We start from the raw sequence: 16,701 nt of genomic DNA on the forward strand, positions 1-16,701 counted from the left end.
TTACGCTAAATAACTATGTACATGAGCCGTATACGAGGCCCGTATGTACGGTTCTGTGAGAGGGATGAGGCGGTGACGCCTCACCCTACTCGATGTTTGTAATTTTTCGACCTTTTACTTTTATATAATCTTGTTATCGCTTCAAAGTTAACTGTTTATACTTCTTAAGTGTAACGTCGGCCACTTGCACCTAAAATACGAGCTCATTAAACATTAATTAACAATTTAGTTGCGTTGTCTTCGAACATCCCTATTAATATAAGATAGTATCAGTTAATTATTGCGCTGCTTTGCCCGACAACAATCTTAAGATGAGTCATAGAATTGTTGCAGTGGGTGTTATGCTATCGGAGCCTTCTTATGCCAAATAGACCTTCTCTTCACGCAGTGGAAACTGGCGTGTGTTTCGTTGACGTTGTTCACAAGCTTAACGACAGTTTCGATACAGGGAAAACCCAGTCCTTGGAGTGGCGTAAAAGCCAGTTAAAGGCATTAGAAACTTTACTGAAAGACAACCAGCACGACATTTTGCAGGCCCTTAAAAATGACCTGGGCAAATGTAAGACCGAAGCCATGGTAGCGGAACAAGGGTTTCTGCTTTCTGATATCAAGCATACGCTTAAGCATTTGGATAAATGGGCAAAGCCACGCAAAGTATCAACGCCTATGGTGGCATGGCCAGGTAAGAGCTTTCGCAAGCCTGAGCCGCTTGGCACTGTGCTTATTATCGGAGCGTGGAATTATCCGCTTCAGTTATTGCTTGCCCCTTATATCGCCGCTATTGCAGCGGGCAACTGTGCGGTATTGAAACCCTCTGAATTGGCTGAAGAAACCTCGTCGCTGGTGGCTAAGCTTATCCCCCAATATATGGATAATTCATGCGTTGCCGTAATAGAAGGCGGTAAAGATGAAGCGACGGCGCTACTTGCCTGCAAATGGGACCATATTTTTTACACCGGTGGTGAAGTGGTGGGCAAAATTGTCATGAGCGCCGCGGCCAAACATTTAACTCCAGTAACCCTTGAGCTTGGCGGTAAGAGTCCCTGTTTTGTTGATAAAAACACAAACCTTGCTGTCACCGCGCGTCGTTTAGTGTGGGGTAAATGGATGAATGCGGGCCAAACTTGTATTGCGCCTGACTATGTCATTGTTGAAAAGGGCTTTGAGCAAAAGCTTATTGATGCGGTTAAAAAAGAGCTGAAAAAGCAATACGGCAAAGCACCTTTATCGTCACGAGATTACGGCAATATCGTTAATCATCGTCACTTAAAGCGTCTTGAAAGTTACCTTGAAAATGTCAATGTGGTGTATGGCGGCGAGCTAGATGAATCTCGTCCAGCAATGGCGCCTACCCTTGTACTGGAGCCATCGCTAGATAGCCCGCTAATGAAAGAAGAGATCTTCGGCCCTATTTTACCTATTATCACTGTCGACAACATGGAGGCGGGCATTAAGTTTGTGAACAGCAGGCCTAAGCCACTCGCACTTTATGCATTTAGTGATAAGGACGATGTGCTTGATAATATTATCAGCAAAACCAGTTCAGGCAGTGTGTGTACTAACGACACTATGCTGTTTATGACTAACCCTGAGTTGCCGTTTGGTGGCGTAGGAAATAGCGGCATGGGTAGCTATCATGGCCAAGCAGGTTTTGATACATTCAGTCATATTAAAACGGTAATGAAGCGTTCATTCGCCCTCGACGTGTTCTTTCGTTATGCGCCGTTTTCTAAGTTTAAGCTGTCGTTGCTTAAGAAGTTTTTATAACAGGAGTTTTCATGGTTCAACCTTTTCATCTTGCCATTCCGGTCACTAATTTAACCGACGCAGAAGCGTTCTACGGTGAGTTGTTGGGTTGTGAAAAGGGCCGTAGTGACACCCAGTGGATAGATTGGAACTTCTTCGGCCATCAATTAGTAACCCATTGTGTAGAGGCTATGCCGTCGCCGCCTGCCTATAACGGGGTAGACGATCATGCTGTGCCGGTGCCGCACTTTGGCGTTGTGCTAACCATGGACGATTGGCAAGCACTGGCAAGTAAATTAGAGGCTGCCGATACCGAGTTTGTTATCGCACCTTATATTCGTTTTAAAGGAAAGCCGGGCGAACAAGCCACCATGTTTTTCAAAGACCCTTTCGGCAACGCGTTAGAGTTCAAAGCGTTCGCCGATATTTCTCAGCTTTTCGCTTCATAATAATGGGGGCAGTTGCTCTTTGCCGTACATCAAAGAGCTGCCTGATACTAGGCTAGCGCTTCTTCTTTTTTGGTTTGAAGCGCTTATATAAAAGCGCAACACCTGTAAGGGTGAACAAAAAGGCGCTGCCCGAAAAAGCAATTAACCACGGCGTGTTAAAGTTACTTCTGTCCTTATAATCCATTATGTGCAGCATCCACATAAAATCAAACAGCCGCCATGTGTCGGTACGTACGCGCAGAACACTGCCTGTGTTTGGGTCGATATAAAACCGCGAATTAAGGTCGTCATCGAAGTTTACCTGCCATAATGGCGCAGACAGGTTTTGCACTTCTTGAGGTAACACGCTTAATAGCTGGGTCTCACCAATATCGCCAGTACCTGCGTATTGCCCTTTTGCTGCTTTACGAATAGCGCTTTCTTGCATGGTTTGCAAAGCTTCACCTGTTAATGCGCTGTAGCGATAGGCAATGTTGTCATCCACGACATGATAAACAGGAATAGCATTGAGCGAGCCCGGTTCTGCGAGGCCTACTTCATTTATGCGATGGGTGAGTGATAACACCGCAGTGCTGCTGTGGTTACGCAAAATATCAGAAGGAGTAACGGAAGCGCTGTGCCATGATGTGGTTACCCTGTTCCTTAAATGGTTACCTCTTACTTCATCTATGGGTAACCAGGCCATAACCAAGCCGCTTAAAAACCATAGGCCTATTTGTACAAATAGTATTAAGCCTAGGTAGTTGTGCGCTTTGCGCATAAATTTCATCATCAGGTTTTTTGGTTTTATTATCAAAAGGCTATAACATCAGAAAACAATAACCGAGTAAACCGAAGAAGAGGGTGGTTTTGAATAAAGCATTAGTGCTGGTAGACGTACAAAATGTGTATTACACCTGCCGTCAGGCGTACAAACGTAACTTTAATTACAACCAGTTTTGGCGTGAACTTACCTACAATTTAGACATAGCACATGCTTTTGCATACGCCATAGACAGGGGGGACAGCAAGCAACGTGAATTTCAAAACATTCTTCGTGCTATTGGGTTTGAAGTAAAGTTAAAGCCTTTCATTCAACGTGCTGACGGCTCGGCGAAAGGTGATTGGGATGTAGGTATAACAGTAGATGCACTTGAACACGCCGACGATGTTGATGAGATCATTTTGGTGTCGGGCGACGGCGATTTCGATATTCTTGTAAACGCCCTTAAAGCAAAAGGGAAAACCGTAACGGTGTACGGTGTTCCTGCATTAACGGCTGAAAGTATTCAAAAAGTGGCGTCTAAATACGTGCCTATCGACGCCACGCTGTTGCTGTAGTTTTCAGCTTGTACTTTGTTCAAGGCTGAACTAATTACACTGAGCCCTCAAAGCTACACTAATGGAGCTCAGCTAATGTGGCTGAGCTAACAGCCCTGTGCTAATACGGTTGTACTAAGACGGCTGTGTAAATACGACTGTGTTAATAAGGCTGTACTAATATGGTTGTACTAGGCTCTTACCTCGTCCGCTTTTTTCAGATGCGGCTTCTACACCCTCTTTAGTGCGCTTAATTAAATGCACATCACCAAAGCGACGATTATCCACAGTATAGCCCATTGCTTTAAGCTCATTTACCGTTGCCTCTGTAAACCCGTCGTGCATACGAATGGTGTCTTTGGGCAATAGCTGGTGATGAAAACGTGGTGAGTTCACGGCTTCTTCAGCGCTCATATCGTAAAGCAGGGCATTCAATAGCGACTGAGTTACTGACGAAATAATGGTAGTGCCGCCAGGAGAGCCTGTTACCAGTACCACTTGGTCGTCTTTAGTGACCAGCGTTGGCGTCATAGAAGACAGCATGCGCTTGTAAGGTTCAATAGCATTCGCCTCACCACCCACTGCGCCAAAGAAGTTAGGCACGCCAGGCTTAGCACTAAAATCGTCCATTTCATCATTCAACAAAAAGCCAGCACCAGTCACAACAACACCGCTACCAAACGTAAGGTTGATGGTCGTTGTATTGGCAACCGCGTTACCCCATCTGTCCATAATGGAGAAGTGTGTTGTATCTTCGCTTTCTTTTAAACCAGGCTTAACGCTTGGGGTATCAGAAATACTGGTAGGCTGAATATCTGCTGCGCGTTGAGTAATATAGTTAGCGTCAGTAAGCGCTTTTACCGGAACACTAACAAAGTCAGGATCGCCCATGTATTCAGCGCGGTCGGCAAACACGCGCTTACCTATTTCAGACATAACGTGAATGTATTCAGTACTGTTTTGCGCTGGCAAGTCGTGCGTTGCGTCATAGGCTTCTAGCATGCCAATCCACTGGGCAACGGCAACACCACCAGAGCTTGGAGGAGGTGCGGTCACCAGCTCATAACCTTGCCAGTTTAGGTGAAGAGGTTTGCGCCACACTGCTTTGTAAGCCAGTAAGTCTTCATAGGTAATAAGTCCGCCGTTTTGCTGCATAAAATCAACAATATGCTTTGCTACATCGCCTTTATAAAAGCCATCCTTTCCCTGTTGCTGAATAGCTTTAAGCGTTTTCGCTAGCTCTGGCTGTTTGAAGGTAGTGCCTGCTTTAGCGTGTGCAAAATACTCGCTAAAGTTGTTATTGATAGATGCTTCTTTGGTACGCTCAATATAGTGATCAATGTTATTGGCCAGCTTCTCGTGAACCACAAAACCTTGCTCGGCTAAATCAACGGCTGGTGCGAGTAGACGCTCCCAATCCAATGTGCCGTATTTTTTGTGCGCGGCCCACATACCAGCAACGGTACCAGGAATGCCAGACGCTTTAGCACCAAACAAAGACTCGTACGGTTTTACGTCACCTTGCTCGTCAAGATACATATCGCGATGCGCATTTTCAGGTGCCATTTCACGGTAATCTAAAAAGTCGGTGCTATCTTCAAACTTTATTGTCATAAAGCCGCCACCGCCTACGTTGCCCGCCTCAGGTAGAGTAACAGCCAAGACAAACTGTGCCGTAATAGCAGCATCAATTGCGTTACCACCTTCTTGGAGTACCTGCATTGCAGCATCGGCACTGTAGCTGTCAGGCATGGCAACGGCCTGTTGACTAAGCCCTACTGTATTGTTGCTAGCACTATCAACAGGGGGATTTGGCGCATGGGAACACGCTGCCACTACTGAAATAAATGCCACTATTACCGAGATAAACCCGATGTTAGCTATCCGCTTTTTCATTACAAACTCCTTGTTACAGACATTGCTAAACCTTTGCGATTAGCAACTGACTTCCAGCAAACTTTAATCAACGGCATTAACCAAGCATGACCAAGCTTGCTACAAAATAGGCAATAAGCGTAAGTGCGCCCGCAAATAGTGCGTAGGGAAACTGAGTTTTAACGTGCGTTAATACGTCAGTACCTGCTGCTAGCGAAGATACGGCAGTAGTGTCGGAAATAGGTGAACAGTGATCACCAAATATGCCGCCCCCCAAAATAGCGCCAATGACCAGTGAAGGGGGTAACCCTAAACTTTGAATCAGCGGCACACCAATAGGAATTAGGATGGCGAATGTGCCCCATGACGTGCCTGTGGTAAACGACATGATCGCTCCGGCAATAAATAGCATGGGAACAATAAGCACTAAAGGAAGATACTCTCCCACTATGCCCGCGACAAACACGCCTGTTCCAAGCACCTTAAGGCTATTGCCTAAGGTTAACGACAGTAACACTATGGTTACTAGAGGAAGTAGTTCACCCATCCCTTTAAAACCAATTTCTACCGCTTCCTTGTGGGTAAAACGCTTGTGGATTAAGAGCAGACCATAGGCAATGGCAGTGGCAAGAGCCGTAGCGTAAAGTACAGATTTGCTCCCGCTGCCTTCAGACAATACGCCATTACCTGTCCAGAACATGAAGCCAACCATGCTTAATACCATTATTATTAGCGGTACCAACATAAAACGTGCCTTGGTGGCAGGTTCCGTAGTTTGGTTAACCTCTACATGCGTTAGTGCTTTTTCTTCCTCAGCCATGGGGCCATGCACTTTGTCAGCGGAAATAGTGTAGGCCACGATAAGTAAGGTGAAGATAGCGTAAAAGTTAAAAAATACGCTGCCCCATAAAATTGAGGCTGACGAAGCTGGTAGCTCGTATGCATCGAGCAGGCTGAGTATAAATGCCCCCCAGCCGTTCAATAAAATCAAAATACAAACGGGCGCGCTGGTGGAGTCGATGATGTAGGCTAAGCGCGCGCGGCTCATGCCGAAACGGTCAAACAGACCTCGGGCGAATATGCCGGCAGTGAGCACACTTAAGTTTGATTCTATGAATACAGCGATGCCAGTGAACATGGTCAAGCCGCCAACTTGTTTGCGACTCTTCGCTACCCCTTTGTTTACTAGAAAGTTGACCGTTGCCGTTACTCCGCCAGAGTCACGTATAAATGCGAGCAACGCACCCACTAGTACAGAGAAAATAAGCACACGTGTATTGCCCGGACTCGCGGCGGTATCAACCACGCGCTCTATGGCATTAATGGGCGCCATATAGCTGCTAGCGATATCAGCATTTACCAAAATTAACGCTTCCGCGCACAAAACAGCCAGCGCTAATGCGAGTATGACTTCTTTTTTCCAAAAGACGACGGCAATAGCCACAAGAGGGGGGATGACTGACATCCAATCCATACTTCTTTCCAAACTTAAATTTATGTGTGCCTAGGACTTGTTGAGCTTTGATAAGTTACTACGCTCTACTTGCCCTATAGGTATGTCTATTTGCGTAAGAGAATGTGTGATTGCAGTTCAAAGTTGGCGAACATGCTTCTCTCATTTATGCTAGCGTACCGTATTGTGCTTCGTGTTACCAAGGATTAGATAAACATTGTTATTCCAGCAAGTTATTTGTAAAAAACGTGCTTCATTGATGGGCCTTAGCGCTATCTTGTCAGGCATACTCATTTTATTAAGTGCTTCACTGTTTACTGCTAGCGCAACCGCTCAATCTGAAAGTGCTAACGCTTCGAATAATCCTAAGCCCAGCGCTGATGCCGAAACAATTCGCGCTGTAAAAAACATGCTCGGGCAAAAAATCATTTTGGATTTTCGCTATTTCTGTGAAGACAATACGCCGTCATCACGCTGCCGTACGCCCATGACCGTAATTCCACCGTCACTTTTAAATGTGCTTAGTACGCACAACATCGGCGGTGTTATTTTGTTTTCAGAGAACATTCAAAATACCGAGCAGTTAATTACGCTCAATTACACCATGCAGCAGCATATGGTAAAAGCAGGTCGTCAGCCGTTGTTTATTGCTGTCGATCAAGAAGGGGGCAGAGTAGCAAGGTTGCCTTCAGACATGCTCTCGCCGTTTGCGGGTAACATGGCCATTGGCGCCACTTTTCATCAGCGAGGCAGCGCATTTGCGCAAAGTGTGGCATCGCATATTGGGCAAACGCTTTTACCGCTGGGAATAAACACCAATTTTGCGCCGTCGGTTGATGTAAATAGCGAGCCGAAGAACCCCGTTATTAACGTACGCAGCTTTTCGGAAAATCCAGAGCAGGTTGCCGCACTCGGGCAGACATTTGTCAGTGCTATGCAAAGTACAGGTGTAATGAGTGCTATCAAACATTTTCCAGGCCATGGTGATACCCATGTAGATAGCCACAGTGGCTTGCCGCAAGTAACGCATAGCAAAGCGCAAGCTATGGCGGGTGACATCCTTCCTTTTGCGAATATCATTAATAGTGCAACGCCTCCTGCAATGGTTATGAGTGCACACATTCAGTACCCGTCTTTAGACGATACGACAATTATTGATAAGCATGGTAAGTCACAAATAGTTCCTGCTACTTTGTCGAAGAAGATACTAAGCAATTTGCTTCGCAACCAATTAGGATATCAAGGCCTTATCGTTACTGACGCGTTAGACATGGCAGGTATTACTCAGTTTTTCTCCCATGAAGAAGCATTAGTTAGTGCATTTAGCGCAGGTGCTGACATTGCGCTTATGCCGTTCACCATAAGAACCCAAGACGACATAAAAAAGTTCGCGTTACTTTTGGATAATGCTGCAAATCGAATTCAGGAAAGCGCTTTTTTGAAAGCGTCTCATAATCGTATTATTAAGGCAAAACAGCGCTTTGCTTTGCAAAGTTTTATTTCCAAGCCCATGTCATGGTGGCTCAATGAAGCGAAAGAAAATGCTTCAATGAATAATCCTAACAGTTTGAAAAACCGAGGAATTCAAATTGAGAAAGCGCTTTCTAAATCGTCGGTATCTGTACTCTTCGGGAAGGATGAGTTGCCAATAACTTCAAATCGCTGGTTGGCGCTTATGCCAGACGCAGCAAGATGTTTAGCATTTGAAGCCGCGCTTACACGCGCACGTTCCAACTTCAACAATAAGACTCTGGAGTTTGCGTGTTTGCCGTTAACTGCGTTACCTAAAACCCAATTAGCAATGAATCTACTAAAACAAGCTGACGTGCTGGTGGTTGGTAATATTAGTCCGCTACATGCTAACTATGAATTAGGAGGAGTCGATTTACCTGAGCATGTGAAACGACGCGCAAGCGAGACTGAGGTGATGGCATTTAGCAAAAAAATAATGGTTGCTGCGAAAGCACAGAATAAAACCGTGGTCTTTGCTCCACTGCGCATGCCATATAAAGCGCATGACGTGAAAGAGCTAGCCGATGTTGCTATTGCTACATTTAGTTATGCGGTGAACATTACACAGCAAAGTGATAAAGAAAATCAGCACGTTACGAGCTATAGTCTTAATGCTTTGGTTGATGTAATACTTGGTAGCGCGCTCGCTGAGGGACGTTCACCTGTTTCGTTGAAATAGGTGGCCACGCGAAAGCAGAGACCAAAACCAAAGATATTGCCCATTTAAGTGCGAACAAAGAGCCAAGCCAAAAGCCATTTCAAAAGCCATTTTAAAAGGAGTTATCGTGAATACAACAAATACATCAGGTGCTACGCAAACTTCATTAGTCGATACGGTATTAAGTGCGTTGTTCCCTTTTGTTCCGCTTCTTGTCGCTATTGTATTGGTAATAAGTGCGCTCATCGCACTGCACTACCTTCTGCTAGCCAAGCAGAGCCATCTTACTAGTGAGCAGAAGTTACCTCGCCAAGTTGGAATGTTGGTACTTACTATCATTGGCGCTGTTGTAATTGCAATGACGCTCCCTGTAAGTGAGAGTACTAGAAATCAGGTTATTGCACTTATCGGCGTACTTATATCAGGTGTGATTGCCTTTTCTTCTACCACTATGGTTGGGAATTTGATGGCGGGGATCGTACTTCGTGTAAACCGTCCGTTTAAAGTGGGTGACTTTATCAAGGTAGAAGGCTACAGCGGTCGCGTTACCGAAATGGGTTTACTCGATGTGGAAATTCAGACTGAGAGCAGAGAGCTTATTGCCTTTGCCAATACGCTGATGGTGAATTCGCCCGTTTCTGTGACCAGAGCGTCTGGCGCAATTGTTAGTGTGGATATCAGCTTAGGTTACGATATTCATCACAGCATTATTGAAAAGCACTTACTTGTGGCAGCTGAAAATGCCCAGCTGTCAGAGCCATTTGTACAAGTGGTTGGGCTAGGCGACTTTTCAGTAAGTTATCGCATTTCAGGTCTACTAACTGAAGTGAAGAGTTTGCTGAGCGCGCGCTCAAGGCTTCACAAAGCCGTACTCGACGCTTTGCATAATGCCGATATTGAAATTGTTTCTCCTAGCTTTATGAATCAACGCCCCCAGCCCGACGGTTTGAAAATGATAGCTAAATCGCCTGGACACACTAAACAAGAAGAAGCATCTCCTGAAGACGTTATTTTTGACAAAGCTGAAGAGGCCGAGCAAAAAGAAAAAAGTAAAGAAACGCTGATGCAGACGATCGCCGATATTGATGCAAAAATCGCTGAGAGTGACGGCGAAAACAGAGATGAGCTTAAACATCAAAAAGCCACCGCTGAAGCTCAGCTCGCAGCTTTGGTAAAAACAAAAAATGAAGAAGGTTAGTTTTTACTAACTTTTTTAGCTTCCATTAAATCTGGGGCTATGCGGGTGTGAGTATTTACTTACGCATTATGTGGTAAGTTTAGTATCGCTAACACTTCCTCCACATTTACCTTGATATGATACCTCAAATTCTCAAAGCTAAAGGTGCTTATCTGTCGATCAATCCGTGTCGTCGTAAAGCAAATAGGCCTTTCGTCTTTCTCTAAATTTATTTAAATCTTTCTGCCAACTTTGGCGAATTTCTGTAGGCGTTTTGCCAGTCTGAATTTGAATTCGTAGTGCATCAGTGCCCGCTAATTTGTCGAAGAAATCTGGGCGAGTAAAGAAGGTTTCTTCAGAGGCATTACTGGCGCTGATCATCTTGTTATATTCAGAAAAACGAGAATAGGCATCTGTCAATGTAGCGATATCTAAGCCACTAATTGGTGAGCGCTTGTGAGTTGTTTGCTTAGAGTCAGAGCCTTCAAAGATCGTTGGATCAGCATAAGAAAAGACATGTGCACTTAGCAGAGTATTTTCATGTTTAGGGTGGGGCGCTGCGCTATTTGCATTTACCGGTATCTCGGTTTTACCAAATTCAACAAACGGGTGGCCAATAAGTTGGAAGGGAAAGTCAGTGCCGCGACCTATACTCACGTCGGTGCCCTCAAAAAAGCACAGCGTTGGATAAAGGAGTATCGATAAATCGTTTGGCAGATTAGGGCTAGGGGCTACGGGCAATGAATAATATGCAGTGCGTTGATAATCCTGCACTGGGACAACGGTAAGCTTAGCGTTGTCATAACTGCTCACGTCAATATCTAACCACTGTTCCCCCACAATCATTTGAGCAAGTTCGCCCAAGGTCATACCGTGTAAGACGGGAATAGGATGCATGCCAATGAAGGACGAAAATTCAGATTGAAGTACTGGCCCGTCAACATAGCTGCCATTAGGATTTGGCCTATCTAACACGATAACGTCGATATTACGCGCAAATGCCGCCTCCAACACATAGTGCAAGGTGCTTAAATAGGTATAAAAGCGTACGCCTACATCCTGAATATCGAAAACAATCACATCGATGCCATCCAACATGTCGGGGGTAGGCTTTTTGGTTGCGCCGTAAAGGGAGTGAATAGGTATACCGGTTTTAGCATCAATATTGCTATCTACTTTTTCGCCGGCGCCTTTGTCTCCTCTAAATCCGTGCTCCGGCGACATAATACTTACAACATTAACACTGCGTTGAAGAAGGGCATCAAGCAGGTGCTGATTGCGCTGGCTTGTCTTTATCTTATTTTTTTGTGCAGCCAAGCTGTTGCTCGATTCGCGCTCTTCAGGCTCAACCGTGCTAGAAGGCAATGCGCTGTGGCTCGAAACCAACGCGCTTTGGTTTACCACCAAACTAACCCGTTTACCTGCTAGCAAGGGCAGGTATTTCGAATAGCGTTCAGCGCCTACAGTAAACGGCTTAGTGCTTGATACAGGCTGCTTTTCTATTAGTGTAGGATGCTTCGCGTTGCCACCTGTATCACTTGTATATACATGTGTAGATAAGCTTTGCTGTGCACAGCCGTTAAGCGATAAGCTAATTAGTGCTGAAGATAGTATTGCAATGAATGCGCTCGACGTTAGGCGTCTAAAAACCTTGTTCAATGTGACCGAAGTTAAAACTTTCATAGCATTAGGCTACCGTGGTTATTCGCTTTTATTCACGGCGGAACGTAAATACCCACCGCTAGCATCTAATTGAGCGGCGGCCTGCTCGGCAGATTGCCCCGTTAATACCATTAAAATAGCAACTTTAGCTTTGTTGTTACACGCACTAAGCGCTGCTAAAGCAGCATTTTCACTGCAGTCCGTAGCCTGCATAACTATGCGAAGCGCACGGGCTTTTAGTTTTTCGTTAGTGGCATTCACATCTACCATTAAGTTTTGATAGGTTTTCCCCAGCTTAATCATTGTGCTGGTGCTAATCATATTAAGAATTAGCTTTTGCGCCGTACCCGACTTCATGCGCGTACTGCCAGTAAGTGCCTCAGGACCAACAACTGGGCATATAGCTACATCAGCATGGGTAAAAATAGCGACGTTAGGGCTACATGCAATAGCGCCAGTAAAGCAGCCAAGCGAACGGGCATATTCCAGTGCGCCACTTACATAGGGTGTACGACCGCTTGCCGAAATACCAATAACGGTATCGTTGTGGTTTAAGGACAGCGCTACAAGATCAGCACGCCCCGCGTCGACGTCATCTTCTGCACCTTCTACGGCGTGCTGAATGGCTTTTTCACCGCCAGCTATCACGCCAACAACCAGTTCATCAGGCACGCTAAACGTGGGGCGGCACTCTACCGCATCAAGTATGCCCAGCCTGCCGCTGGTTCCCGCGCCTATATAAATAAGCCTGCCACCACTTTTAATGCTAATGGTTGCAGCATCCACCGCTTTTCCAATTTGCGGAATTTGCGAGGTAACTGCGTTTGCCACTTTCGCGTCTTCTTTGTTAATGCGGGCAAGAATGCCTTCCGTGCTTAGCGTGTCTATATCGAGGGTGTCTGGGTTTCTGCCTTCGGACACAATTTTATTCAGTGACTGGGCTAATTCGTTAACGGTGGGTTTATTACCTGCCGCTTCATTGTCAGTACTGACTGTATTTTTAATACTGGCGTTGGCGGATGATTCTGAAGTAGAAGAATTGTGCGAAGACATTAAAAACCTTGGGGCAACGAAATTGTGATAATGAGCTAGCGCAAAGCATAACGGTATTTTATGCCATAAGAAACCTTGCGTTAGATGGTACGTTTTTCATTATTAATCCTGCGCAGCTAATACGTTTCTCGTGGTACACTTTGGCTTTCGATATTCTTTCTCATTAAACATTTAAGGAACGTGTTTTTCTGTGAGCCGACAAACGCAAGCTATCATTCATGCTGATGCCCTTTTACATAATTTTAAAGCCCTTGCTGCTTTAGCGCCCTCAAGTCAGTCTATGGCGGTAGTAAAGGCCGACGCTTATGGTCATGGAGCTGTAAATGTAGCGCGCATTCTTCAGCATGTTTCTTCGCGTTTTGCCGTAGCAATAATTGAGGAAGCCATTGCGCTTCGCGACGCGGGAATTTCTGCGCCTATTGTGGTGTTAGAAGGGGCACATCAGGCAAAAGAGTGCCAAATGGCGTTTCAGCATAACTGTATATTAGTTATGCACTGTGAAGAACAGCTTACGTGGTTAGAAAGCTGCCCCGAACAGCAGCGCCCGCATATTTGGCTTAAAGTGGATAGCGGAATGCACCGGTTGGGATTTGCCCTTTCCGATATCGAAGGGATTACTGCTAAGTACAATCATCTACTTAGCGAGCAAACGGTTATTGCTACGCACTTTGCGTGCGCTGACGATGTAGATAATAACTTTACCAACACGCAAATCGATGCGTTCAATCAAGTAGCGAGTAAATTGGACTTGCCAACCAGCGTGGCTAATTCTCCCGCCACGGTAAACTGGCCTGCAAGTCGAAATGCTTGGAACCGTTTAGGTGTGGGGGTTTATGGCGGTGCCGTTTCTACCTCACAAAATCTCGACATTGAAATCTACCCTGCCATGACACTTCGCTCCAGTGTATTAGCAGTACGAACCATACCGGCAGGCGAGGGAATTGGTTATGGTCAAACCTGGGTAGCAAGTAAGCCCAGCAAAATTGCAACCGTTGGCATTGGTTATGCCGATGGCTATCCAAGACACTGCAAAAACGGTACGCCGGTAATGATTAGAGGTAAACGCGCCTATTTAGCTGGCCGCGTTTCTATGGACATGATCACAATCGATGTAACTCATATCGACAACGTCGCGGTGGGCGATGAAGTTGAACTCTGGGGGCAGAATGTGCCAATTCAGGAAGTTGCGGCTAATGCTGACACTATCGACTACGAATTAATGACCCGCGTTTCTCAACGGGTGCCGCGCATTGTAAAATACCTTTAACTTTCAAAGCAGTGCCAATTTGGCCAATCTTTATATAAGTTTTAATAAAGCACTATTCATTAAAAGAATGAGACTTTTACCCCCATTTTGAGCCTATACTGTATCGGCTTGGTTGCGGGATTGCGGTGAATGTTTCGCCTCCAACTGTGCTGAGCAACAACTCATAAGTGAGGTTTGTATGCGTACTTCGTTTTCTCGTCCAAGAGTGAACCGTGGAGTAGTAAGTCGACCGTCAAGACCTGTTCAGAAGAAGCAATAGGTTTGTTGTAGGCGTCTAGGAATACAAATAAAAGATACAAGAAAGCCCGGTTAGGTTGTGCCTAACCGGGCTTTTTATTTGTTGCCCTAATCATCGCTGCTGTCTCTTTTTGAGGGGGGTAACAGCGAAAATTTATGACCGAATGGCAAAGACTGGCTGAGTAAATTTAGCCGTTTTGTGCGCGAAGCTCGCTGTCTAAGCACTGTTCTAGGCTGTTCTCAGCACGATTTTCCATGTGATTGGTATCGGCGTTGTTTGACTCAACGTTTGCCTTTTTTGATTCAGATTCGCCTTGCACTGGGAAGTAACGCTCTGGTCTATGGTTAAGCGAAATAACCATGTTCAAACAAAATGCCGCTAAAATTGAAATCAGCACTAAAGGCCAAGCGATGAAAAACAGAGCACTAAGTAATATACAGCTATCTACGGTTAGCTGGAATGTACCGGCTCTAATATTGAAACGCTGTTGTAAATAGAACGCCATAATACCAACGCCACCAAGGCTTGAGCTATGACGAAACATCATCAGCATACCTACACCAATTAAAATACCGCCAAATACCGCCGCAAAAAATGGGTTTACGTGGCTAATATCCACAAACGCTGGAATTTGCTCAGTTAGTACAGAAACCGTGGTGACGGATATAAAGGTGTTAATGGTGAAACGCTTGCTAATTTGCGTCCAAGCTAGGGTGTAAAACGGTAAGTTAATCAGAAAGAATAGCAAGCCGAAGTCCATATCTACGGCATAAGTACCTAACAGCGCTAAGCCTGCCGCGCCACCTACCATTAAGTCTTGAGACTGAAATAAATATACGCCAAAAGCAACAAACAAGCCGGCGCTTATCAGGGCGAAAACATCCTCGATGACACTGTGTTTTGTTTTTTGCATAAGAAAAAGTTTGCGTTAAGAAGACACAGCGTAATTATACGTTTACAACACAGTAGGTTACAGCTAGATGAAAAGTTAACGCGGTGCGATAAATGGCGGAAGGTAAGTTTGCCTTTACGACTTTTAGCACACCGGTGAATAGGGTGTTGCGCCGATGTAAACGTTGCACCAACCTGGTTCACAAAAAAACGCTAAAAGTAGAGGAAGCTGCTAGGGAGTCTGATTACTCAACAATAGAGAATACAACGGTATCTTGCTTATTAAACTCTACGCTGCATTTCATAATGCCTAGGTGTAGAGGGCTATATGCTTCGATTTTGCTGCCATTTGCAACAAACTCTGTATCCCACAACAATAAGTTTGCAGTATCTAGCTGGCGTTCGACACTTTTTTTCGATACGCCAGGCGTAAAATTATCGCAGAGAATTATGACTTCGCGCCTTGCTTCTATCCAATAAAACGTCGTAGTGATCAACAGTGCTATTGCCGCTATTGCAACAACATCAGCAATAATGGAACGCTTCATGGCCTGCACGTGCTACTTCTCCTCTACTTCCTTACACTATTCATTTAAAACCTTGCCGCAAAAAATATCGCAACGACAAGGCGCACTTATATAAAGTGCAATTAGGTGGTTTGGATCAAATCCCACTTATTGCCAAACTTATCTCTAAAGATGGCTACCGTACCATACACTTCTTCCCGAGGGGTTTCTAAAAATGCCACCCCTTTGCTTTGCATGGCATTGAAGTCGCGCCAGAAGTCGTCAGTATTCAAAATTAAAAATACTTTATCGGCGGCTTGGCTGCCAATGAGTGCCATTTCTGTGTCATTTTTTGCTTGCGCCAACAACAAGCTCGTAGCACTGTGTGGTGGGGTTACCAGAACAAAACGCGAGTTTTCGCCGGTTACTTTGTCTTCGGTTAAGGTAAAGTTTAAAACCGTGGTGAAGTATTCAATGGCACTGTCGTAGTCGTCTACAAAAAAAGTAATGGCCGAGAGGTTTTGCGTCATAAATCAGGATCACTTTGAAAGTTAAGCTAAGTTAGCTGCGCATACTACCTAAAAGCTGACTGAGCTGAAATGCGGGTTGTCAGTTATTGCGTGAAGTTGAGCGATTTCATTAAGCGCAATATTTTGCGTGTTTTTGTCGATGGACATTTGAATACACTCTGTGGCCACGTCGTTGCGTTTATCGATGACTGTGGTCAATGCTTTACCGTTTATCGTATTCCCGTCTTTTAATACCACGCTCACTTCAAGCCCATACATACACGCAATTTCGATGTAGTCGTAAAGCTGGCACGCTATGTTCACATATTCCCCTATTCTTTATTCAAGTGGCGACCAATTAGTAGATAAGACCTGACGTTCACAGCAAAACTTTCCGCATCTACCG

At 45.1% G+C, this 16,701-nt stretch carries 15 protein-coding genes; 6 read left to right on the forward strand and 9 right to left on the reverse strand.

Annotated elements, in window-relative coordinates:
- The first annotated feature begins 360 nt into the window (after positions 1-360).
- Together MHN02_RS19235 and MHN02_RS19240 are read left to right on the forward strand one after the other, a co-directional pair.
- Positions 361-1,767 (forward strand): aldehyde dehydrogenase family protein, encoded by a 1,407-nt coding sequence (locus MHN02_RS19235; RefSeq protein WP_014948110.1) that lies wholly within the window; start codon positions 361-363, stop codon positions 1,765-1,767.
- Between the two features lie 11 nt (positions 1,768-1,778).
- Entirely contained in the window at positions 1,779-2,195 is a 417-nt protein-coding gene (locus MHN02_RS19240; RefSeq protein WP_049588357.1) for a VOC family protein, read from the forward strand.
- 52 nt (positions 2,196-2,247) lie between these two features.
- Here MHN02_RS19240 and MHN02_RS19245 read toward each other — a convergent pair whose 3' ends face one another.
- Positions 2,248-2,955 (reverse strand): PepSY domain-containing protein, encoded by a 708-nt coding sequence (locus tag MHN02_RS19245; protein WP_239247735.1) that lies wholly within the window; start codon positions 2,953-2,955, stop codon positions 2,248-2,250.
- An 89-nt stretch (positions 2,956-3,044) separates the two neighbouring features.
- On the opposite strand from MHN02_RS19245, the gene MHN02_RS19250 reads away from it, so the two are divergent.
- The gene (locus MHN02_RS19250) at positions 3,045-3,515 is read left to right on the forward strand and encodes an NYN domain-containing protein (protein ID WP_014948113.1); all 471 of its coding nucleotides are present in this window, start codon (positions 3,045-3,047) and stop codon (positions 3,513-3,515) included.
- Between the two features lie 156 nt (positions 3,516-3,671).
- On the opposite strand, the gene ggt is transcribed toward MHN02_RS19250, so the two are convergent.
- Both ggt and MHN02_RS19260 read right to left on the reverse strand, forming a co-directional pair.
- On the reverse strand, positions 3,672-5,390 hold the full coding sequence (gene ggt, locus MHN02_RS19255) for a gamma-glutamyltransferase (protein WP_239247737.1): 1,719 nt from the start codon (positions 5,388-5,390) through the stop codon (positions 3,672-3,674).
- Between the two features lie 76 nt (positions 5,391-5,466).
- A complete protein-coding gene (locus MHN02_RS19260) occupies positions 5,467-6,843 on the reverse strand; it encodes a Na+/H+ antiporter NhaC family protein (protein WP_014975536.1) in 1,377 nt (458 codons plus the stop codon).
- Positions 6,844-7,039: 196 nt separating this feature from the next.
- Here MHN02_RS19260 and MHN02_RS19265 point away from each other — a divergent pair, with 196 nt between their 5' ends.
- Entirely contained in the window at positions 7,040-9,013 is a 1,974-nt protein-coding gene (locus tag MHN02_RS19265) for a glycoside hydrolase family 3 N-terminal domain-containing protein (protein WP_239247739.1), read from the forward strand.
- A gap of 106 nt (positions 9,014-9,119) precedes the next feature.
- Positions 9,120-10,190 (forward strand): mechanosensitive ion channel domain-containing protein, encoded by a 1,071-nt coding sequence (locus tag MHN02_RS19270; protein ID WP_101563399.1) that lies wholly within the window; start codon positions 9,120-9,122, stop codon positions 10,188-10,190.
- A gap of 159 nt (positions 10,191-10,349) precedes the next feature.
- Here MHN02_RS19270 and MHN02_RS19275 read toward each other — a convergent pair whose 3' ends face one another.
- Both MHN02_RS19275 and murQ read right to left on the reverse strand, forming a co-directional pair.
- Positions 10,350-11,852, reverse strand: coding sequence for a DUF1343 domain-containing protein (locus MHN02_RS19275; protein ID WP_239247741.1), 1,503 nt, complete (start codon positions 11,850-11,852; stop codon positions 10,350-10,352).
- An 18-nt stretch (positions 11,853-11,870) separates the two neighbouring features.
- Positions 11,871-12,884, reverse strand: coding sequence for an N-acetylmuramic acid 6-phosphate etherase (gene murQ / locus MHN02_RS19280; RefSeq protein WP_239247743.1), 1,014 nt, complete (start codon positions 12,882-12,884; stop codon positions 11,871-11,873).
- A gap of 190 nt (positions 12,885-13,074) precedes the next feature.
- Between murQ and alr the strand changes: the two genes are divergently transcribed.
- Entirely contained in the window at positions 13,075-14,151 is a 1,077-nt protein-coding gene (gene alr, locus MHN02_RS19285) for an alanine racemase (RefSeq protein WP_049588368.1), read from the forward strand.
- A gap of 425 nt (positions 14,152-14,576) precedes the next feature.
- Here the strand turns inward: alr and MHN02_RS19290 are convergent, their stop codons facing one another.
- From MHN02_RS19290 to MHN02_RS19305, 4 genes are all read right to left on the reverse strand, one after another.
- Entirely contained in the window at positions 14,577-15,302 is a 726-nt protein-coding gene (locus MHN02_RS19290) for a YitT family protein (protein ID WP_049588369.1), read from the reverse strand.
- A gap of 223 nt (positions 15,303-15,525) precedes the next feature.
- Positions 15,526-15,837 carry a hypothetical protein gene (locus MHN02_RS19295; RefSeq protein ID WP_014948122.1) on the reverse strand — a complete coding sequence of 104 codons (312 nt, stop codon included), beginning with the start codon at positions 15,835-15,837 and terminating at the stop codon, positions 15,526-15,528.
- 92 nt (positions 15,838-15,929) lie between these two features.
- Complete coding sequence (locus tag MHN02_RS19300; protein ID WP_239247745.1) at positions 15,930-16,316, reverse strand: VOC family protein; 387 nt, start codon at positions 16,314-16,316, stop codon at positions 15,930-15,932.
- Positions 16,317-16,364: 48 nt separating this feature from the next.
- Positions 16,365-16,619 carry a Rho-binding antiterminator gene (locus tag MHN02_RS19305; RefSeq protein WP_239247747.1) on the reverse strand — a complete coding sequence of 85 codons (255 nt, stop codon included), beginning with the start codon at positions 16,617-16,619 and terminating at the stop codon, positions 16,365-16,367.
- Between the last annotated feature and the right edge of the window lie 82 nt (positions 16,620-16,701).

Source organism: Alteromonas sp. CNT1-28 (assembly GCF_022348345.1).
Taxonomy (GTDB): Bacteria; Pseudomonadota; Gammaproteobacteria; order Enterobacterales; family Alteromonadaceae; genus Alteromonas; species Alteromonas macleodii.